Below are 18,593 nucleotides of genomic sequence, written 5' to 3'. Positions count from 1 at the left end.
CCGCTTGATAGCGTCCCCGCCCATGGGGAGATCGACTTGGGTGACCAAGGCACCGGGCGGGGGCGCTTCGCCGTTCCCGGCTCCGGGATGACCCTCGACGGGTGGGCCGGGCGGGCGCGGCTGAGGCCCGGGGGGTTGTTGTACGGCGGGGCCGTGGGGCCCGCGTCCGCCCACGCGCACCATTCCGTGCAGCTCATCGCCACCCTCGGCGAGGACGAGCTGCTGCTGTCCGGCCCCTCGGGGGAGCCCTTCGGCTCCCGGGCGTACGTGATTCCGGCCGGGGTAAGCCACTGCGTGCTGCCCGGGCGGGAGCGGGTGCGGCTGGCGGAGGCGGCCGGGGTGGCGCGGCTGTCGGAGAGCCGGCTCTCACACCTGTTCCGGGCGGAGCTGGGACTGCCGTTCCGCTCGTACGTCCTGTGGCTGCGCCTGATGCGGGCCGCCGAACTCACCACGCAGGGGCTGAGCGTGACGGAAGCGGCGCACGGTGCGGGCTTCGCCGACGGGGCCCACCTGAGCCGGGTGTGCCGCCGGATGTTCGGGATCCCGCCGTCGGAGTTCACCCGGCGGACCCTGTGGACGTAGCAGGTTCGTTCAAGCGCTCGCGGGGGCCCCGGCCGCAGGGTTGACCCATGACGAACCTGATGAAGCGGTCCGTACGGACCTGCGTGAACGCGTGCACGGGCAAGCGACGGGCGATGCCCGAGACCGTGCGCGAGGCCTTCGAAGCCGAGCTGGACCGTGCCCGGGGCGCCGTCCCCGATACGGCGGCCATGTGGACGGCGCTGGAGCGCGCGCACATCCTGTCCCAGGCCTGGGCCTGGCCGCACACCCGGGCGCACTGGCACATGTTCCGCCTCGCGGTCCGCTGCCGGGACCGGGCCGAGGCCGCCGGGCAGGTGGTGCGGATCCTGGTGGCGGGGGTCGGGTCAGCGACCGGGCGCGTGCCGCACGGCAATACGGGGCGTACGAGCGCGGGCCTGCTCACTCCGATGCCGGTCCCGCCGGACCTGCGGGCCCTGCTGGGCCGTACGGATCTGCCGGTCGAGGCGGTGGTCGCGGGCGGCTCCGTAGAGGGCGGGGCCCAGTAGGAGGGCGGCTGTGGCGAGGACGACGAGGAAGTCGAGGAATGTGGTCATGCGTCCACTCTCGCCAGTGCGGCGAAAAGCGAACAGTGGCAGGACTGTCATAGGAGAGGGAATTACTGCCACACTGGGTTCATGCTGAAGACTTCCTCGCTGAACAACGTGGCCGTGGCCGTGGTGAACGGGGTCGCCCCCTTCGAGATGGGCATCTTCTGCGAGGTCTTCGGGATCGACCGCAGTGCGATGGGGCTGCCCACCTACGATTTCGCCCTGTGCGCGATCGAGGACAATCCGCTCACCGCCGGGGACGGCCATTACGGCCTCACGCTGCCCTACGGGCCCGAGCGGCTGGAGGAGGCGGACCTGATCTGTCTGCCCGCCGACCGGGAGGCCCCCACCCGCGACTATCCGGAACCCTTCCTGGAGTCCCTGCGCCGGGCCGTGGACCGTGGTGCGCGCTTGCTGAGCGTGTGCAGCGGCGCCTTCATCCTGGGCGCGGCCGGCCTGCTCGACGACCGGCGCTGCACCACGCACTGGATGCACGCCCCGGCCCTGGCCCGCCGCTTCCCCCGGGCGCGGGTGGACCCGGACGTGCTCTACGTGGACGAGGGCCCGGTGATCACCTCGGCGGGCACCGCCTCCGGGATCGACGCGTGCCTGCACCTCGTGCGGCAGGAACAGGGCGCCGAGGTGGCCAACACCATCGCCCGCCGGATGGTGGTGCCGCCGCACCGCGACGGCGGGCAGGCCCAGTACATCCAGCGCCCGCTCCCCCGCACGTCCTGCGACACGGTCGGCGAGGTGATCGACTGGATGGCCCGCCACCTGGACGAGGAGATCACGGTCGAGCAGCTCGCGGAGCGCGCGCACATGTCGCCGCGCACCTTCGCCCGCCGCTTCCTGCAGGAGACGGGGACCACCCCGTACCAGTGGGTCCTGCGCCAGCGGGTGCTGCTGGCGCAGGAGCTGCTGGAGTCCACGGACGACACGGTCGACGCGATCGCGGGCCGCAGCGGCTTCGGCAACGCGCCCGCGCTGCGCCACCACTTCCTGCGGACCCTGGGAACCACCCCGAACGCCTTCCGGCGTACGTTCCGGGGGCCGCAAGCGGCTTAGGCGGGCGGCTCAGGCGTTCGGGACCGTCTCGTAGCGCGGGGTGCCCTCTTCCATCTGCTTCAGGGCGTCCTTGCGGTCCCGCTTCGAGAGCCGGTCGATGTACAGGTACCCGTACAGGTGGTCGGTCTCGTGCTGCAAGCAGCGCGCGAAGTAGCCGGTGCCGCGCACCTTGATCGGGTTGCCCTGGGCGTCCTGGCCGGTGACCTCGGCGTAGTCCGGGCGGGCCAGCGAGGCGTACGCGGTCGGGACCGACAGGCAGCCCTCGTTCGAGTCGTCCAGGACCCGCGCGGCGGCCGGCAGCTCGACGAGCTTCGGGTTGATCACGACGCCCGTGTGGCGGTTGCCGTCGTCGTCGGGGCAGTCGTAGACGAAGACCTTGGCGTCCACGCCGATCTGGTTCGCGGCCAGGCCCACGCCCTCGGCGGCCTTCTGGCTGGCGAACATGTCGTCGATCAGCTGCGCCAGCTCGTCGCCGAACTCGGTGACGTCCTTGCACTCCCGGTGCAGGACCGGGTTGCCGACCACCGTGATCGGGCGGGCCGTGCCGCGCTCGCGGTGGGCGAGCTCGCGCGCCTCACAGTCCTCAGTGTCGACGACGTAGCCGTCGTTCACCTCACCGATCACACCGACAACGTCGTTCTCCTGCTGCGCCATGTCCGCCGTACGCCTTCCGTAAGTCCGCCGAGCACCAAGTCACTGATGTGCCGGTACAGCCTACGTGCCCCCGTCAGCAGACTTCTTCGAGATCCCGCCACTCCCGGGTGTCCGGGCTGTCCGCGACCCATCCGTCGAGCAGTCCGCGCACCAGGCCGGCCGGGGCCGCGATGCCGCATTCGCGCTCGGGGACCCACAGGGAGCCGGAGCCCGTCGTGCGGTGGCCCAGGGGGCCGGGGTGGCCCGGTTCGCTGTGGTCGTGCGGGTCCAGGTGCTCGCCGTCGCCCTCGCCGCTCGGCATCGCGCTCTCCGAGCAGGTGCGGCACAGCAGCCGCACCGACGAGGACCAGTCCTCGGCGGCGAAGCCGGCGTCGGAGGCCAGCTGCTCCAGGGCGTTGCGGTCGGCCTCGGTGGCCGCCTCCAGCAGCACCACCCAGGTGGGCACCGGGGAGGGCGCCCAGAGCTCGATCTCGTCGAAGACCGGGTACGAGGGCCCGGCCGCGGTGACACGCTCGCCGTGCGGGACCCCGTCGTGCAGGACGACCTCGCCCCAGCGCCGCCCCGAGGAGGGCAGCGGGATCGACAGGACCTCCATGCGGGCCGGGTCCAGCCTGCGGCCCCAGACCACCTCGGCCTCGCCCTCGGGAGAGAGCCGTACGGCCGCGCTGCCGAGCTCCATGCCGACCGGTTCGCCGTTGGCGTGGCCGCCGCCGCCCGCGCCGTGCGGGTCCCCGGGCACCTTCAGCCCGTACGCCTGCCACGCGCGGCGGGCCAGCGGCCAGTCCTGGAGCGCGGTGGCGGCGATGCCCACGTTCCACCAGTCCGGGGCGCCGGTCTCCCGGTCGAGGAGGGCCACGGCGCGCAGCCCGGCGGTCCGGGCCTGTTCCCAGTCGTGGCGGAACTTGTGGAGCAGCGCCAGGTTGAACCAGGACTCCGAAAGCCAGGGCTCCAGGTCCGCGGCTCTGGTCAGGAGCGCGCCCGCGTCCTCGTACCGCCCGTCGCCGATCAGCGTGAACGCGCGGTCGGTGGCCTGCCGCCACGAGGCGGAGGGCCTATGCCGTACCTTCCCGAAGATCCTCACGATTCCCGCCTGCCGGTCCGACGATTCAACGGTGCAGCCTTGCGGACTCCCACACACCAGTCTTGCTGGGGACACCCTTACTGGCATCCAACCATGCCCACTCGGACGGCCGCTCATTACCCATGGGTTACCCAGGCGGGACGGGTACGACTCTGGCACGTCCGCCCCGGGCGAGCACCCTGGCCAGACACTCGACGACCTCTGGCTGGTAGTCGTGCCCGGTGCCCAGCCTGAGCCGCTCCAGGGCCGCCAGTGAGCCGCCCGGGTGACGGGCCCCGCCGACCAGATCGTCGTACGCGTTGACCGTGCGTACGATCCGGGCGGCGACGGGCTGCTCGCGGTACGGGTCGGCCTGGCGCTCCACGACGACGGCGACCTCGGCCGGGACCCCGGTCTGGCGGGCCACCTCCCCGCCCAGCCCGGCGATCCGGCGGGCCTCGGCGGCGGGCAGCTCGGCGGTGGCCCCGTCCGGGACCGGGTCGACGAGGGAGAGCTGCCCGATGTCGTGCATGAGGGCGGCGTACTCCAGCACCGTGAGCTCCCGCTCCGAGAGCCCGAGCTCCCGGCCGACGGCGCAGCTGAGCGCGGCGACCCGGCGGGCGTGGCCGGGGCGGGTGTAGCCGGCGATCTCGGTGGCGCGGGCGAGGGAGGTGATGGTCTGGCGGTAGGTGGTGCGGATCGCGGTGATCCGGTGGAAGGACATCTGTGTCAGCAGCAGCGGCACGCTGAAGACGGGGACCGCCCACAGGCCCGCCACGGCGACGCCGAGGGCCATGACCACCCCGGTGGCGCAGATCGCCGAGCCGACGCCGAGCTGCGCGCGCAGCTCGTCGCGGAGCAGCGGGCCGTAGGGCCAGCCGGTGCGGGCTCCGGAGAGGACGGCGGCGAGCACGGCGTCGCACAGGGCGGTGAGGCCGAGCAGGAAGAGCAGGAAGAGGACGAGGTACGGGCCCTGCCCGACCCAGTCCTCCAGTCGGCCGGAGTTGTAGAGCGGCTGGAAGCAGACGGCGGCGAAGGTGACGGTGAGGACCCGGCGGGCGAGGTGGTCCAGGGCGGGGCCGCCGCCCCGGGCGATGTGCGGGACGATCCCGACGAGGGCGGCCGCGACGACGACGGCGACGATCTGCAGGACCCCGTGGTGGGTGGTCTGGCCGGCGTTCTGTCCGAGCAGGGCGTAGGCGAGGGCCCCGGCGGAGCCGAGCGGCGCGGGCTGCTGGCGGCCGGCTCCGCCGCGGTCGCGGCGGGCGAGTTCGCCGATGGTGATCAGGGTGCCGAAGGCGAGGGCGATGCCCGGTTCGACGAGGCCGTTCCACAGGGTGTGCGCGAGTGCGGCGGCTGTCAGCAGCCCGGCGGCCCCCCGCACGGCCCAGACGGCCCAGCCCCTCACGCCGTGGCTCCCGCTGCGGGGGCGGACGGAGGACCCCCGGTGTCGGCGCCGTCCGTGCCCTGGCCGGGCCGGGCCTGCGGCGAGGCGGTTTTGGTCTGGGTGGGGAGCCCGGCGAGCACGGGACCCGCCTGGTCCTCGTGGTCCCCGTCCGAGGACGGCGCCGCGGGTGCGGGGTGCGGCGACGGCGCCGCGGGTGCGGGGTCCGGCCCCGGACTGCTCGCCGGGATCACCTGGAGGTCCTCGTCCGAGGTGACCACCGGGTGCCAGCCCTGTCGGCCGATGGCGTCGCCCAGCGCCCGGACCATGTCGGGGTCGAACTGTGCCCCGGCGCACCGTTCGAGCTCGGCCAGCGCGACGGGTACGGGGCGGGCCCGGCTGTACGAACGGGTCGAGGTCATGGCGTCGAAGGCGTCGGCCACCGCCACCACCCGGGCCAGCACCGGGATCTGTTCTCCGGTCAGTCCGTAGGGGTAGCCGGAGCCGTCCACCCGCTCGTGGTGGTGCAGGATCGCGGAGCGGGCTTCACCGAGGAAGCCGATGCCGCGCACCATCTCGTGTCCGTATTCGGGGTGCAGTTCGATGATGCGGCGTTCCTCGGGGGTCAGCGGTCCGTCCTTGCGCAACAGTCGGGTGGGGACTCCGAGTTTGCCCACGTCGTGCAGGATTCCGGCGATGCGGACGACTTCGAGGCGGTCCTCGCCCATGCCCAGTTCGCGGGCGATCATCGCGGAGGCCTGGCCGACGCGTTCGCTGTGGCCGCGCGTGTAGCGGTCCTTGATGTCGACGGCCTGGACCAGGGCCCGGATGGTGGCCTGGTGGGCGGCGCGTTCGCGGTGGTACTGGGCGAAGACCCAGCAGGAGATGTACATCGGCAGCAGGACGAGCAGCGCGGCCGGGAGCCCGTAGGGGCTGCGCCACATGACGGCCATCATCAGTCCGGCGAGGCCGTGTACGCAGTGCGGGGCGAGGGAGCGGGTGAGCAGTCCGCGCCAGGCGGTGGCGGCGGGCCGGCGTTCGGCGGCGGCCAGGATGCCGCCGTCGAGGGCGGTGAGCACCAGGCAGAAGGCGATGGCCGCGGCGGCGGCGGGGAACATCACGTAGGGGAAGTCGGCGATCCAGGTGGCGGTGGTGTCGCCCGGTGGCCCGGTCGCGCGCAGCGGGCCTCCGGCCACGGCTTCGGGTCCGCCGAGCAGTCCGTAGGTCCATCCGGCGGTCCAGGCGGCTATCGCCTGCTGTGCGGCGTGCCAGGCGCGGCGTACCCGGGCGGGCCGCTGCATCACGGTTCCGGCGAGCCCTCCGGGCAGTGCGACGAGCGCGGCGGCGGCGGGCGGCAGCAGGAACACGGCGGCCAGCACCACGGGGAAGAAGGAGCCGAGCCCTTCGGGTACCCGGGGGCCCAGGAACGGGCAGACCTTGACGAGTTCGCAGCCGAGGTAGAGCAGGGCGAGCAGCGCGACGGAGGGCCACGGAGTGGCGGAATCGACGAGGGCCGGGGCGGCGCACCCGGCGGCGGCGAGAACCGCGCACGCGATGTAGGCGCGCGCCATCGGCGGAAGTACCCGCATGGCGCTCTCCTCCCCCTGAGCCGTGCAAGCCAGGTACTGAATCAAACCAGTACCGAAAGGGGAGAATAAGTGGGGCCGGGAGCGAGGTGGGCCACATTTTCGCATTGCGCCATGCGGACGCCCCCGGATTACCACCTTCGGGTGAAGGAAGTGCCCTTCCGGGGGCGGCTGTTCGAGATCGTTCAATCGGGTACTACTCAGCGGGAACGCCGGAAATCGGGCCGCCCCGATTTCAGCCCGTCGCGGATCCCGGCATCGGCTCGGCGACGGAGGACGCGGTGGGCGCGACCGGACCGGCCGTGATGTCGTGGTCCGGCACTGCCTGCCCCGAACGGATCAGTTCGATCCGTCCCATGACCTTCGACCGCAGATCGGTCGGCACGTCGTCGGACCCGCAGCAGCGCTTGACCAGCTTCTTCACGGCCTGTTCGAGGCCGTACTTCTCAAGGCAGGGATTGCACTCGCCGAAGTGCGTCTCGAACTTCGTGCAGTCGCTGTCCGGCATCTCGTGGTCCAGGAACTCATAAAGGTGGTCCAGGACCTCAGAGCAGTCCGTCTCGTGCGGATCTCCGCAGCTCATGAGCCCGAGCCTTTCAGGTCGTTCGACTCTCCCGCGCCGGCCGGGACGAGCCCGCGCTCGCGGGCATAGTCCTCCAGCATTCCGCGGAGTTGACGGCGTCCACGGTGCAGTCGCGACATGACCGTACCGATGGGTGTACCCATGATGTCCGCGATCTCCTTGTACGCAAAGCCCTCTACGTCGGCGAGATAGACCGCGATGCGGAACTCCTCCGGAATGGCCTGGAGGGCTTCCTTCACATCCGAATCGGGCAGGTGATCGAGCGCCTGCGACTCGGCGGAACGCAGTCCCGTCGACATGTGGGACTCGGCGCGCGCGAGCTGCCAGTCCTCGATCTCCTCCGCCGCACTGCGCTGCGGTTCGCGCTGCTTCTTGCGGTAGGAGTTGATGAAGGTGTTGGTCAGAATGCGGTACAGCCACGCCTTCAGGTTCGTGCCCTCACGGAACTGGTGGAACGACGCGTATGCCTTCGCGTACGTCTCCTGGACCAGGTCCTCGGCGTCGGCCGGGTTGCGCGTCATGCGCAGCGCGGCCGAGTACATCTGGTCGAGGTAGCCGAGGGCGTCCCTCTCGAAGCGCGCGTTGCGCTCCGGGGTCGTCTCCTCCGCGTGGCCTTCGTCGGTCCCGGCGACAGGACCCACCTCCTCCGACTGCGTGGCGACTCCGAAAGCGGACCCGCTCGAATCGGAGAATAGTCGACCATCCCGGTCGTCCGCCGCCCGAAGCTTGCCGCGCTTGGGAGCGGGCAGCACTGTCCAGTCCAGGTCAGCGGCCTGCGGACGGTTGTGGCTGATGACCTGGGTCATGCGCTTCCTCTCCTGGCGACGTTGCCGTGCGTTCCGACATCCGGGACAACAGAAGGGCCGGGCGGCGCATTCCCCGCAGGGCGCCGGTTTCGGGCCAATGTCAGACCGGGAGCCGTCCGAGCCACCCGGCCACCGCCCCGGTGATCACCTCCAGGGCCTCCTCCTGGGTCGAGCCTGCCTTCTTCGGCACGGCGAAGCCGTGGTCTGCGAAGGCCACTTCCACCAGTTCGTACGGGGCTTCGCGCGCGCCCCGCCCCGGGAACTCCTCGGGACGCCCGAAGGGGTCGCGGCCGCCCTGGAGCACCAGCGTCGCCACACCGGCGCCCAGCAGCTCCTCGGCCCGGGACTTCTCCGGCCGGCCCGGCGGGTGCAGCGGGAAGGCCAGCGCCAGCACCCCGGCGGCGCCGAGCTCGGTGGCGGTCCGGCAGGCCACCCGGGCCCCGGCGCTGCGGCCGCCCGCGACCACGGGCAGCCCCGGCTTCGCGAGGGCGGGCCACAGGGCGCGCCAGCCCTCGTCCAGCACCTTGGGCGCGGCGGCGACCTTCTTCCCGGCGACCCGCCAGGGCTGTTCCACCAGCGCCACGGTGATCCCGTGGGCGGGCAGGGCGGCGGCCAGGGCCTGGAGGTCCCGGGCCTCGATCCCGCCGCCGGCCCCGTGGCCCAGCGCGAGCACCAGGCGGGCGCCGCCCGCCGGGGCCGGGTGCCAGGTGATGCGGGCCTCGCCGGCCGGGGTCTCGACGCTCTCGGTACGCGTGCTCATGGGCCCATCCTGCCCGGGGGCGCCTCAGAAGAGCGTGCTCTCCTCCGGCGCGGCCAGCTCCTCCAGCAGTTCGGGCCCGTTGTTGCGGACGTTGCTCACGGCCGTGGACACCGGGTAGGCGCGCATCAGCCCGCCGGGCGGCGGGGCGAGCAGGGCCTGGAGCTCGTCGGTGTCGGTGCGCGCCGGGTCCAGCCAGGCGTCCCACCGGTCGGGGGTGAGCATCAGCGGCATCCGGGGGTGGATCTCGGCGAGCGAGCGCGGCCCCTCGGCCGGGGCCACGGCCAGCGGTCCGGTCTCGGCCTCCGCGGTGAGCACCGAGCAGGTGGCCCACCAGGCGAGCGGGTGCTCGTCGGGCAGGGTCCGGTCGCGCCAGAACTCGTAGATCCCCGCCATGGCGAAGACGGTGCCGTCGGCGGGCAGGACGAAGTAGGGCTGTTTGCGGGCCCGCTTCTTCTTGCCCTCGACCTCCAGCTGCCGCTCGTCGTGGGCGGTGACCCACTCGTAGTAGCCGTCCGCCGGGATGATGCAGCGGCGCTGCGCGAAGGGGCGGCGGAAGGAGGGCTTCTCTGCGACGGTCTCGGAGCGGGCGTTGATCATCCGGGCCGCCCCCTCGGGGTTCTGGGCCCAGGACGGGACGAGTCCCCATTTCAGGACCCTCATCTGGCGAACCGGACGCGGGCTCCCGGCGTCTTTCAGTGGACGGTCGAGGATCACGTGGACCTCTTTCGTCGGGGCCACGTTCCAGTCGGCGGCCAACGCCTCCTCGGGCTCCCACCGCTCCACCCCGAAGACCTCCACCAGGTCCTCGGGCCCACTGCTCGCTGCATACCTTCCGCACATGGCTGCCACACTGCCATGGCCCCCGATCGCCACCGCAAGGAGTCCGCCACCTCATGTTCAGCAGCACCACGGCCGGCCTCTGGGACCGGCTCACAGGCATACAGACCGCACCCGGCCAGTGGCTGGTGATCGCTTGCGGACTGGCGGCCCTGGCCGCCGTGGGACCGCGCCCGCTCTGGCGGCTCTCGCGCAACGCGATCACCATCGCGCACGAGGGCGGCCACGGGCTGCTCGCCCTGCTGACCGGGCGGCGCCTGGACGGGATCCGGCTGCACTCGGACACCAGCGGGGTCACCGTCAGCCGCGGCAGGCCCACCGGCATCGGCATGATCCTCACCGCCGCCGCCGGATACACGGCCCCCTCCCTGCTCGGCCTCGGCGGGGCGGCGCTGCTCTCCGCGCACCGGATCACGCTGCTGCTGTGGGCGGCGACCGCCCTGCTCGCGGCGATGCTGGTGATGATCCGCAACGCGTACGGGCTGCTGACGGTGGTGCTGACGGGCGCCACCTTCGTCCTGGTCTCCTGGCTGGCCCCGGCCGACGTCCAGGCGGTCTTCGCCTACGCCGTGGTGTGGTTCCTGCTGCTGGGCGGGGTCCGGCCGGTCTTCGAGCTGGGGGCCAAGCGCAGGCACGGCGGGGCCCCCGATTCGGACGCGGACCAGCTGGGCCGCCTCACCCATCTGCACCCGGTGGTGTGGCTGCTCCTCTTCCACGTGGTCGCGCTCTGCTCGCTCGTCGGCGGCGGCCGCTGGCTGCTGGCGCTGTGACCGATTGCGCTGGGACCGATTGCGCACCCTGGGCCGTCCGCCCCGCGAGACGGCCTCGCGATCAAGATCTGTTGCCATGGGAAGCCACTAAAGTGGGGGCATGACCGAGACCCCCGCGCTCCACGCCCTCTGGCCCGCCCCGACCGCCGACTCAGCCGTCCAGGCCACCGTCACCGTGCCCGGGTCCAAGTCGGTCACCAACCGCGCCCTGGTGCTCGCGGCGCTGGCCTCCGAGCCGGGCTGGGTCCGCCGCCCGCTGCGCTCGCGCGACTCCCAGCTGATGTCCGACGCCCTGCGCGCGCTGGGCGTGGGTATCGAGGAGACCGTCTCCTCCAGCTCCGCCGGCGAGGGCGACAGCGGCGAGGCCTGGCGGATCATCCCGGCCGCCCTGCACGGCCCGGCCACCGTGGACGTCGGCAACGCGGGCACCGTCATGCGCTTCCTGCCGCCCGTCGCCACCCTCGCCACCGGCGACATCCGCTTCGACGGCGACCCGCGCTCCTACGAGCGCCCCCTCGGCCAGGTCATCACCGCCCTGCGCACGCTCGGCGCCCGCATCGACGACGACGGCCGCGGCGCGCTGCCGCTGACCGTCCAGGGCGGTGGGGCCCTGGAGGGCGGCACCGTCGAGATCGACGCGAGCAACTCCTCGCAGTTCGTCTCCGCGCTGCTGCTCTCCGCCCCGCGCTTCAACCAGGGCGTCGAGGTCCGGCACGTGGGCACCAACCTGCCGTCCATGCCGCACATCCGGATGACGGTGGAGATGCTGCGCGCGGCGGGCGTCCAGGTGGACACCCCCGAGTCCGGCGGCGAGAAGAACGTCTGGCGGGTGGCCCCCGGCGCCCTGCTCGGCCGCGACCTGATCGTCGAGCCCGACCTCTCCAACGCCCAGCCGTTCCTGGCGGCGGCCCTGATCACGGGCGGTACGGTCACCATCCGCGACTGGCCGCGCCGCACCACGCAGCCCGGTGACGCGCTGCGCCGGATCTTCACCGACATGGGCGGCTCCTGCGAGCTGACCGACGCGGGCCTGGTCTTCACCGGCACCGGCAAGATCCACGGCATCGACGTGGACCTGAGCGAGGTCGGCGAGCTGACCCCGGGCATCGCGGCGGTCGCCGCGCTGGCGGACTCCGAGTCGGTGCTGCGCGGAGTGGCGCACCTGCGGATGCACGAGACGGACCGGCTGGCGGCGCTGACCAAGGAGATCAACGGGCTGGGCGGCGACGTCACGGAGACCGGGGACGGTCTGCGGATCCGGCCGCGCCCGCTGCGCGGCGGCACGTTCCACACGTACGACGACCACCGGATGGCCACCGCGGGCGCGATCATCGGCCTGGCGGTGCCGGACGTGCTCATCGAGAACGTGGCGACGACCGCGAAGACCCTGCCGGACTTCCCCAAGATGTGGGCCGACATGCTCGGCCAGGAACCTTCGGGAGCGGGAGCGTAGGGCCCGCCATGCGCAGGTACGGCAAGAACACCGACGAGGACGACATCCGCCAGCGGCCCAACCCCAAGGGCAACCGGCCCCGTACGACCATCCGCCCCAAGCACGAGGACGCGGCCGAGGGCTTCGTCCTGACCGTCGACCGGGGCCGGCTCACCTGCCTGGTCGAGGACCGCCCGGTGCACGCCATGAAGGCCCGCGAGCTGGGCCGCAAGGCGGCGGTGGTCGGCGACCGGGTCTGGATCGTCGGTGACCTGTCCGGCAAGAAGGACACCCTGGCCCGCATCGTGCGGATCGAGGAGCGCAAGTCCGTCCTGCGGCGCACGGCCGACGACGACGACCCGTACGAGCGGGTGGTCGTCGCCAACGCGGACCAGCTGGCCATCGTCACGGCGCTGGCCGATCCGGAGCCGCGGCCCCGGATGATCGACCGCTGCCTGGTGGCCGCGTACGACGCCGGTCTGGAGCCCCTGCTGGTGCTCACCAAGTCCGACCTGACCTCGGCCGACAAGATCCTGGAGATCTACTCGACCTTCGGCCTGAACTACGTGGTCACCAACCGGGACGAGCTGGCGACGGGCGACGCGGCCGAGCGGGTGCGCGAGCACCTCAACGGCCGGATCACCGCCTTCGTCGGCCATTCGGGCGTGGGCAAGACCACGCTGGTGAACTCGCTGGTCGCCGAGGGCCGCCAGCGCGCCACCGGAGTGGTGAACTCGGTGACCGGCCGGGGCCGGCACACCACCACCTCGGCGCTGGCGCTGCCGCTGCCGGGCGCCGACGGCTGGGTCATCGACACCCCGGGCGTGCGCTCGTTCGGCCTGCACCACGTGGACCCGTCCCGGGTGATCCTGGCCTTCCCGGAGCTGGTGCCCGGGACGGAGGGGTGTCCGCGCGCGTGCAGCCACGACGAGCAGGACTGCGCGCTCGACAAGTGGGTGGAGGACGGTCACGCGGACCCGGCACGGCTGTACTCGCTGCGACGGCTGCTGCAGACCCGGGAGCGGCGCGAGGGCGACTGATCGGCCCGGCGGGGTTTGCCGTGCGACAAATCCGGTCAATGCATAATCGCATCGAGTGGCGTGGCGGCCGAGGCCGCGGGCGCGCCACGTGACGCGGGGAGGCATGCGCCATGGCGTGGCTGTTGGTCGTGGTCGCCGGAATCCTGGAAACGGGCTTCGCGGTCTGCCTCAAGCTGTCGCACGGATTCACCCGGCTGTGGCCGACCATCGCCTTCGCGTGCTTCGCGCTCGGCAGCTTCGGCCTGCTGACGCTGGCCCTGAAGAAGCTGGACGTGGGTCCGGCGTACGCGGTGTGGACGGGCATCGGGGCCGCCGGGACCGCCATCTACGGCATGGTCTTCCTCGGCGACCTGGTCTCCACCCTCAAACTCGTCTCGATCTCGCTGGTCATCCTCGGCGTCATCGGCCTTCAGCTGTCGGGCTCGACCCACTGAAGCCCTGCTCGGCGCCGCGGCCCGCCCCGTTGAACAGCCGCAGCAGTTCGAGGGAGCCCGGACCCGGCGGTTCGGCCGGGGCGACCAGGTAGGACATCGCGAGCCGGACGGCCAGCTCGCAGCGCTGCGCCCATTCGGACTCCGCCGGGGCGAAGGCGGCGTCGGCCCGCTCGCGCACGGAGCGGAGCAGTTCGGCGGGCCCGAGCGCCGGCAGCCCCGGCCGGACCCCGCGGCCGGCCGGCACGGGTAAGTTCCCGTTCCAGCAGCCCGTCAGCAGGGCCCGTACGAGGGGACGCGCGTGCGAGGCCGTCACGGTCCACTCCGCGACCTCCGCGAGACGGGCGGCGCAGGGCCTCGGGGAGGCCAGGGCCCGGTCCACCCCGTCGAGGTACCAGGCGGCGTCGCGCCGGACCAGGGCGTGGCCCAGGCCCGTCTTGCCCGCGAACTCGTTGTAGAGGGTCTGCCGGGACACCCCGGCCACGGCCGCCACGTCGACCATCCGCACGGCAGGCCAGGGGCGCGCGGAGAGCGCCGCTCCCGCCGCTTCCAGCAAGGACTCCCGGGCCGTCGGCACCATTGCTCCCCCTTTGACGTCTCCGTCAGAGTCAGAGTTGACGGACCGACAGGAACTGTCAAGGGTGCAGTGGGACGCCCGGGGTGCTCCCGTGGACGCCGCTCGCCCGGTTCCGGCCACGTCGGTACTGTTCGGGCATGCCCGAGTATGACGATGACCTGCGCCTTGCCCTCGAACTCGCCGACGCGGCGGACGCCGCCACGATGGAGCGGTTCCGCGCCCTCGACCTGAAGGTCGAGACGAAGCCCGACATGACCCCGGTGAGCGAGGCCGACACCGCCACCGAGGAGATCATCCGCGCCGGGATCGCGGCCGCGCGGCCCTCCGACGCCATCCTGGGCGAGGAGTACGGCCTCAAGGGCGAGGGCCCGCGCCGCTGGGTCGTGGACCCGATCGACGGTACGAAGAACTACGTGCGCGGCGTCCCGGTCTGGGCCACGCTGATCTCCCTCATGGAGGAGGGCGCCGACGGGGTCTTCCGTCCCGTCGTCGGCGTGGTCTCCGCTCCGGCCCTCGGCCGCCGCTGGTGGGCGGCGCGCGGCCTGGGCGCGTACGCGGGGGGCGCACTGGGCGGGACCACGGCGCTCGGCGTCTCGAAGGTGGCCACCCTGGGTGACGCCTCGTTCGCCTACTCCTCGCTGAGCGGCTGGGAGGAGCAGGGGCGGCTCCCCGGCTTCCTGGAGCTGACCCGCGCGTGCTGGCGCACCCGCGGCTACGGCGATTTCTGGCCGTACATGATGGTCGCCGAGGGCTCCCTCGACCTGTGCGCCGAGCCGGAGCTGAACCTGTGGGACATGGCGGCCCTGGCCGTCGTGGTCGAGGAGGCCGGCGGCCGCTTCACCGCCCTGGACGGGGTGGACGGCGTACACGGCGGGAACGCGGCGGCCTCGAACGGGCTGCTGCACGAGGAGATGCTGGACCTCCTTCGCCCGCGCGACTGATTCCGTAGCGCGCCCTCTTGATGACACTCCGTGTCCATGGGAATCTGGGACTCCTCCGCTTGTGCGCTTGTGAAGGCCTTCTCTAAGTGCGGGCTTCCACGGCGCACCCCACCCAAGCGGAGGGACTCACCAGGAGGTGGCTCTCTTCATGTTCGTCCGTGACGCCATGAGTACCGTGATCCTCACCCTCGGACCCACTCACACCCTGCGTCAGGCGGCCTGCCTGATGTCCGGCCGGCGCGTCGGCGCGGCCGTCGTCCTCGATCCCGAGCACAGCGGCATCGGCATCCTGACCGAGCGCGACATCCTCAACTCACTCGGCGCGGGACACGATCCCGACCGGGAGTTCGTGGGCGCCCACACCACCAACAACGTGGTGTTCTGCACCCCGGACGCCAGCGTGCAGGAAGCCGCCGAGGCGATGGCGCACGGCGGCTTCCGGCATCTGATCGTGCTGGAGCACGGCGGGCCCGTGGGCATCGTGTCCGTGAAGGACGTCATCCGCTGCTGGGCGCCGGCCCGACGCAGCGCCGTACCCGCCTAGGAGACGCGAACGGCCGACGGGCCGGCGCCCCTTTTCGGGGGCACCGGCCCGTCGGCCTGCAACGACAAGCGGTCAAAACTAGCCGCGGAGGGCCTGGACCGCGGCTTCCAGACGCTTGCCGAAGTCGCCGTCCGCCTGGCGGAAGTTGTTGATCGCGCGCTCGACGATGTCGTCACGGGAGACCTTGGCGATGAAGCCGGAGAGGTTCTCGATCAGACGGGCCTTCTCGTCCTCCGAGTACAGGCGGTAGAGGTTGCCCGCCTGGACGAAGTCCGTGTCCTCGGAGTGCGAGGGCGCGGCGTGGTTGCCCGTGCCACCGGTGACGGCGGAGGAGACCCACAGCGGACGGTCCGTCTGGTGCGGGCCGCCGAAGCTGTTGGGCTCGTAGTTCTTCGCGCCCGCGTGGCGGCCGTCGTAGAGGTAGCCGTCACGGGAGTTGGTGCGCGCCTCGGTGGCGTGCGGACGGTTCACCGGCAGGTGGTCGGCGTTGATGCCGACGCGGTAGCGGTGGGCGTCGCCGTAGCCGAAGAGACGGCCCTGGAGCATCTTGTCCGGGGACGGACCGATGCCGGGGACGAAGTGCGCCGGGGAGAAGATCGACTGCTCGACCTCGGCGAAGACGTTCTCCGGGTTGCGGTTGAGCTCCAGCTTGCCGATCTCGATCGGCGGGTAGTCCTCGTGCGGCCACACCTTGGTGAGGTCGAACGGGTTGAAGCGGTACTCGGCCGCCTCGGCCGCCGGCATGATCTGGACCTGGACGGTCCAGGACGGGAACTCGCCGCGCTCGATGGACTCGCGCAGGTCGCGCTGGTGCGAGTCGGGGTCCTCACCGGCGAGCTGGTTGGCCTCGGCCTGGGTGAGGTTCTTGATGCCCTGGTCGGTCTTGAAGTGGTACTTGACCCAGAAGACCTCGCCGGCCTCGTTGTTCCACTGGAACGTGTGCGAGCCGTAGCCGTTCATGTGGCGGTAGGTCGCCGGGATGCCGCGGTCACCGAAGAGCCAGGTCACCTGGTGGGTGGACTCGGGCGACAGACCCCAGAAGTCCCAGACGTTGTCCGCCTCCTGCGAGCCCGTGTACGGGTCGCGCTTCTGGGTGTGGATGAAGTCGGGGAACTTGATGGCGTCCTTGATGAAGAACACCGGGGTGTTGTTGCCGACGAGGTCGTAGTTGCCCTCTTCGGTGTAGAACTTCAGCGCCCAGCCGCGGGGGTCGCGCACGGCGTCGGCGGAGCCGAGGTTGCCCGCGACGGTGGAGAAGCGCAGGAAGGTCTCGGTCTCCTTGCCGACCTCGGACAGGAACTTCGCCCGGGTCCACTGCGAGACGTCACGGGTGAGCGTGAAGGTGCCGTACGCACCGGCGCCGCGGGCGTGGACGACGCGCTCCGGGATGCGCTCACGGTTGAAGTGCGCGAGCTTCTCCAGCAGCAGCTGGTCCTGGACCAGAACGGGTCCGCCGATGCCGGCGGTCTCGCTGTTCTGGTTGTCAGCGACCGGAGCCCCTGCTTCCGTGGTGAGCGGTCCCTGCGTCGTCACTATGCGCCTCCTGCGTAAATTTGCTGCAAACCTGTCCTGCGCCCTAACGTAACCGATCCTACGATGGACTTTGTCTAAGTCAAGTAAGCATCCAAGTCGACACAGATTCGGGAGTTACACCGAATCCCCTCGCTGTTAGGCTGGCGTCTATGAGTGACCTGCTGGAACGACTTCGCGGACGCGGATGGCGCATGACCGCTCAGCGGCGTGTCGTGGCCGAGGTGCTCGACGGTGACCACGTTCACCTGACGGCCGACGAGGTGCACGCACGCGCGGTGGCCAGGCTGCCGGAGATCTCCCGCGCCACCGTCTACAACACCCTGGGCGAGCTCGTGACCCTTGGCGAGGTCCTGGAGGTTTCCACGGACCGGCGCGCCAAGCGGTACGACCCGAACGCCCACCGCCCCCACCAGCACCTGGTGTGCGCCCAGTGCGGCGCGATCCGCGACGTCCACCCGGCGGGCAACCCGCTGGCCGACCTGCCGGACACGGAGCGCTTCGGCTTCGTGGTGTCGGCGGTCGAGGTGACGTACCGCGGGGTCTGCCCGAACTGCGCGGCGGCGTAGAACCCGAAAGGCCGGGGGCTCATCGAGCCCCCGGCCTTTTTGCTGCCTTGGCAACCGGAAACGACTGAAGGCCCGGATCCATGGGATCCGGGCCTTCGAGCCTTCAGTAGCGGGGACAGGATTTGAACCTGCGACCTCTGGGTTATGAGCCCAGCGAGCTACCGAGCTGCTCCACCCCGCGTCGGTAAACCTGACTTTACGGGACGCCACCCGGCAGATGCAAATCGGTTAACGGGGCGGTTCGCCGGGCCCGCTCAGGCCGTGCAGGAGCAGCTCGGTGAGGGTGTCGACCACCTCGTCGTCGTCGAGCTCGACCCCGGCCGTCATCGCGGCGTACCCGAGCGTCGAGATCATGCCCCCCATGGCGGCGGCCACCAGCAGCGGATCCCCGGGGAGCCTGCGCCCGCGCTCGCGCATGTACTCCAGGTGCTCCCGCAGCGGCCCGGTCTCCCGCGTGAGCCGTTCCCACGCCCCGCCCTCGGCGGGCGGCTCGGTCATCGACCGCTGGAGCAGGGCCACGACCACGGGCAGGTGCTCCCGGAAGGCGTTCCAGGTGACCGCGACGTGCGTACGCAGCTGCGCGCGGTCGGCGAGGTCGTGCTCGCGGGGATGTCCCGCGCCGGCCCCGATCTCCGTGTCGACCTGGTCCCCCATGTCGGCCAGCAGCGCCTGCAGCAGCTCGTCCTTGCCGGCGAAGTGCTCGTAGAAGGACCCGGTGGAGCGGCCGGCCGCCTTGGTGATGTCGGTGATCTTCGTCTGCGCGTAGCCGCGCTCCAGGAAGAGCGCCCGCGCGGCCTCCTTGAGCGCCGCCCCGGTCCCGGCCGCCCGCTCCTTGCGCACTCCCACGCCCTGCCTCTTCTCCTCTTGACGCCGCCTCGGAGCCCTCAGCAT

The 18,593-nt window shown here is 71.8% G+C and carries 21 protein-coding genes and 1 tRNA gene; 10 read left to right on the top strand and 12 right to left on the bottom strand.

From position 1 onward, the window contains the following. Nucleotides 1-36 precede the first annotated feature (36 nt). From OG490_RS24930 to OG490_RS24920, 3 genes are all read left to right on the top strand, one after another. On the top strand, nt 37-582 hold the full coding sequence (locus OG490_RS24930) for a helix-turn-helix domain-containing protein (protein ID WP_330298503.1): 546 nt from the start codon (nt 37-39) through the stop codon (nt 580-582). A 47-nt stretch (nt 583-629) separates the two neighbouring features. Then, nucleotides 630-1,088: a DUF3703 domain-containing protein gene (locus OG490_RS24925; protein ID WP_330298502.1), complete on the top strand. Its 459-nt coding sequence runs from the start codon at nt 630-632 to the stop codon at nt 1,086-1,088. Nucleotides 1,089-1,217: 129 nt separating this feature from the next. After that, entirely contained in the window at nt 1,218-2,198 is a 981-nt protein-coding gene (locus OG490_RS24920) for a helix-turn-helix domain-containing protein (RefSeq protein ID WP_330298501.1), read from the top strand. Between the two features lie 9 nt (nt 2,199-2,207). On the opposite strand, the gene def is transcribed toward OG490_RS24920, so the two are convergent. The 8 genes from def to OG490_RS24880 form a co-directional block, all read right to left on the bottom strand. Further along, nucleotides 2,208-2,852 (bottom strand): peptide deformylase, encoded by a 645-nt coding sequence (def, locus tag OG490_RS24915; protein ID WP_330298500.1) that lies wholly within the window; start codon nt 2,850-2,852, stop codon nt 2,208-2,210. A 73-nt stretch (nt 2,853-2,925) separates the two neighbouring features. Continuing rightward, on the bottom strand, nt 2,926-3,933 hold the full coding sequence (locus OG490_RS24910) for a tetratricopeptide repeat protein (protein WP_330298499.1): 1,008 nt from the start codon (nt 3,931-3,933) through the stop codon (nt 2,926-2,928). Between the two features lie 127 nt (nt 3,934-4,060). Then, entirely contained in the window at nt 4,061-5,320 is a 1,260-nt protein-coding gene (locus OG490_RS24905; RefSeq protein ID WP_330298498.1) for an HD-GYP domain-containing protein, read from the bottom strand. Beyond that, nucleotides 5,317-6,885, bottom strand: coding sequence for an HD-GYP domain-containing protein (locus tag OG490_RS24900; protein ID WP_330298497.1), 1,569 nt, complete (start codon nt 6,883-6,885; stop codon nt 5,317-5,319). Before OG490_RS24900 ends, OG490_RS24905 begins: the two co-directional genes overlap by 4 nt. A gap of 232 nt (nt 6,886-7,117) precedes the next feature. Beyond that, nucleotides 7,118-7,465: a mycothiol system anti-sigma-R factor gene (gene rsrA / locus OG490_RS24895; RefSeq protein ID WP_330298496.1), complete on the bottom strand. Its 348-nt coding sequence runs from the start codon at nt 7,463-7,465 to the stop codon at nt 7,118-7,120. Next, a complete protein-coding gene (locus tag OG490_RS24890; RefSeq protein WP_008741505.1) occupies nt 7,462-8,106 on the bottom strand; it encodes a sigma-70 family RNA polymerase sigma factor in 645 nt (214 codons plus the stop codon). The genes rsrA and OG490_RS24890 overlap by 4 nt, the downstream gene beginning before the upstream one ends. A 265-nt stretch (nt 8,107-8,371) precedes the next feature. Then, nucleotides 8,372-9,031 (bottom strand): alpha/beta hydrolase family protein, encoded by a 660-nt coding sequence (locus OG490_RS24885; protein WP_330298495.1) that lies wholly within the window; start codon nt 9,029-9,031, stop codon nt 8,372-8,374. A gap of 24 nt (nt 9,032-9,055) precedes the next feature. Next, nucleotides 9,056-9,871 (bottom strand): SOS response-associated peptidase, encoded by an 816-nt coding sequence (locus OG490_RS24880; protein WP_330298494.1) that lies wholly within the window; start codon nt 9,869-9,871, stop codon nt 9,056-9,058. A 53-nt stretch (nt 9,872-9,924) separates the two neighbouring features. Here OG490_RS24880 and OG490_RS24875 point away from each other — a divergent pair, with 53 nt between their 5' ends. The 4 genes from OG490_RS24875 (at nt 9,925) to OG490_RS24860 (ending at nt 13,544) form a co-directional block, all read left to right on the top strand. Continuing rightward, complete coding sequence (locus OG490_RS24875; RefSeq protein ID WP_330298493.1) at nt 9,925-10,638, top strand: M50 family metallopeptidase; 714 nt, start codon at nt 9,925-9,927, stop codon at nt 10,636-10,638. A 100-nt stretch (nt 10,639-10,738) separates the two neighbouring features. Beyond that, nucleotides 10,739-12,091: a 3-phosphoshikimate 1-carboxyvinyltransferase gene (aroA, locus tag OG490_RS24870; protein ID WP_330298492.1), complete on the top strand. Its 1,353-nt coding sequence runs from the start codon at nt 10,739-10,741 to the stop codon at nt 12,089-12,091. An 8-nt stretch (nt 12,092-12,099) separates the two neighbouring features. Continuing rightward, nucleotides 12,100-13,110 carry a ribosome small subunit-dependent GTPase A gene (gene rsgA / locus OG490_RS24865; RefSeq protein ID WP_330298491.1) on the top strand — a complete coding sequence of 337 codons (1,011 nt, stop codon included), beginning with the start codon at nt 12,100-12,102 and terminating at the stop codon, nt 13,108-13,110. A 110-nt stretch (nt 13,111-13,220) separates the two neighbouring features. Then, the gene (locus OG490_RS24860; RefSeq protein ID WP_330298490.1) at nt 13,221-13,544 is read left to right on the top strand and encodes a DMT family transporter; all 324 of its coding nucleotides are present in this window, start codon (nt 13,221-13,223) and stop codon (nt 13,542-13,544) included. Here OG490_RS24860 and OG490_RS24855 read toward each other — a convergent pair. Then, nucleotides 13,510-14,118, bottom strand: a complete 609-nt coding sequence (locus tag OG490_RS24855; RefSeq protein WP_330301055.1) for a TetR/AcrR family transcriptional regulator — start codon at nt 14,116-14,118, stop codon at nt 13,510-13,512. The genes OG490_RS24860 and OG490_RS24855 overlap by 35 nt on opposite strands. Nucleotides 14,119-14,255: 137 nt before the next feature. Between OG490_RS24855 and hisN the strand changes: the two genes are divergently transcribed. Together hisN and OG490_RS24845 are read left to right on the top strand one after the other, a co-directional pair. Then, nucleotides 14,256-15,059, top strand: a complete 804-nt coding sequence (gene hisN / locus OG490_RS24850) for a histidinol-phosphatase (protein ID WP_330298489.1) — start codon at nt 14,256-14,258, stop codon at nt 15,057-15,059. 148 nt (nt 15,060-15,207) lie between these two features. After that, entirely contained in the window at nt 15,208-15,603 is a 396-nt protein-coding gene (locus tag OG490_RS24845) for a CBS domain-containing protein (protein WP_330298488.1), read from the top strand. Between the two features lie 78 nt (nt 15,604-15,681). On the opposite strand, the gene OG490_RS24840 is transcribed toward OG490_RS24845, so the two are convergent. After that, nucleotides 15,682-17,136, bottom strand: a complete 1,455-nt coding sequence (locus tag OG490_RS24840; protein WP_330298487.1) for a catalase — start codon at nt 17,134-17,136, stop codon at nt 15,682-15,684. A 149-nt stretch (nt 17,137-17,285) separates the two neighbouring features. On the opposite strand from OG490_RS24840, the gene OG490_RS24835 reads away from it, so the two are divergent. After that, nucleotides 17,286-17,702, top strand: a complete 417-nt coding sequence (locus tag OG490_RS24835; RefSeq protein ID WP_330298486.1) for a Fur family transcriptional regulator — start codon at nt 17,286-17,288, stop codon at nt 17,700-17,702. A 107-nt stretch (nt 17,703-17,809) separates the two neighbouring features. Here OG490_RS24835 and OG490_RS24830 read toward each other — a convergent pair. Beyond that, nucleotides 17,810-17,883, bottom strand: a tRNA-Met gene (locus OG490_RS24830). Nucleotides 17,884-17,930: 47 nt separating this feature from the next. Next, complete coding sequence (locus tag OG490_RS24825) at nt 17,931-18,548, bottom strand: TetR/AcrR family transcriptional regulator (RefSeq protein ID WP_330298485.1); 618 nt, start codon at nt 18,546-18,548, stop codon at nt 17,931-17,933. Nucleotides 18,549-18,593 lie beyond the last annotated feature (45 nt).

It is taken from the genome of Streptomyces sp. NBC_00503 (genome assembly GCF_036346895.1).
GTDB lineage: Bacteria > Actinomycetota > Actinomycetes > Streptomycetales > Streptomycetaceae > Streptomyces.
This window is presented reverse-complemented; position numbering and strand designations above follow the sequence as displayed.

Coding starts and splice junctions, on each gene's coding strand:
- OG490_RS24885 (WP_330298495.1), bottom strand. CDS start 9,031: ATGAGCACGCGTACCGAGAGCGTCGAGACCCCGGCCGGCGAGGCCCGC.
- OG490_RS24835 (WP_330298486.1), top strand. CDS start 17,286: ATGAGTGACCTGCTGGAACGACTTCGCGGACGCGGATGGCGCATGACC.
- OG490_RS24920 (WP_330298501.1), top strand. CDS start 1,218: ATGCTGAAGACTTCCTCGCTGAACAACGTGGCCGTGGCCGTGGTGAAC.
- rsrA (WP_330298496.1), bottom strand. CDS start 7,465: ATGAGCTGCGGAGATCCGCACGAGACGGACTGCTCTGAGGTCCTGGAC.
- rsgA (WP_330298491.1), top strand. CDS start 12,100: ATGCGCAGGTACGGCAAGAACACCGACGAGGACGACATCCGCCAGCGG.
- OG490_RS24875 (WP_330298493.1), top strand. CDS start 9,925: ATGTTCAGCAGCACCACGGCCGGCCTCTGGGACCGGCTCACAGGCATA.
- OG490_RS24925 (WP_330298502.1), top strand. CDS start 630: ATGACGAACCTGATGAAGCGGTCCGTACGGACCTGCGTGAACGCGTGC.
- def (WP_330298500.1), bottom strand. CDS start 2,852: ATGGCGCAGCAGGAGAACGACGTTGTCGGTGTGATCGGTGAGGTGAAC.
- OG490_RS24860 (WP_330298490.1), top strand. CDS start 13,221: ATGGCGTGGCTGTTGGTCGTGGTCGCCGGAATCCTGGAAACGGGCTTC.
- aroA (WP_330298492.1), top strand. CDS start 10,739: ATGACCGAGACCCCCGCGCTCCACGCCCTCTGGCCCGCCCCGACCGCC.
- OG490_RS24900 (WP_330298497.1), bottom strand. CDS start 6,885: ATGCGGGTACTTCCGCCGATGGCGCGCGCCTACATCGCGTGCGCGGTT.
- hisN (WP_330298489.1), top strand. CDS start 14,256: ATGCCCGAGTATGACGATGACCTGCGCCTTGCCCTCGAACTCGCCGAC.
- OG490_RS24845 (WP_330298488.1), top strand. CDS start 15,208: ATGTTCGTCCGTGACGCCATGAGTACCGTGATCCTCACCCTCGGACCC.
- OG490_RS24880 (WP_330298494.1), bottom strand. CDS start 9,871: ATGTGCGGAAGGTATGCAGCGAGCAGTGGGCCCGAGGACCTGGTGGAG.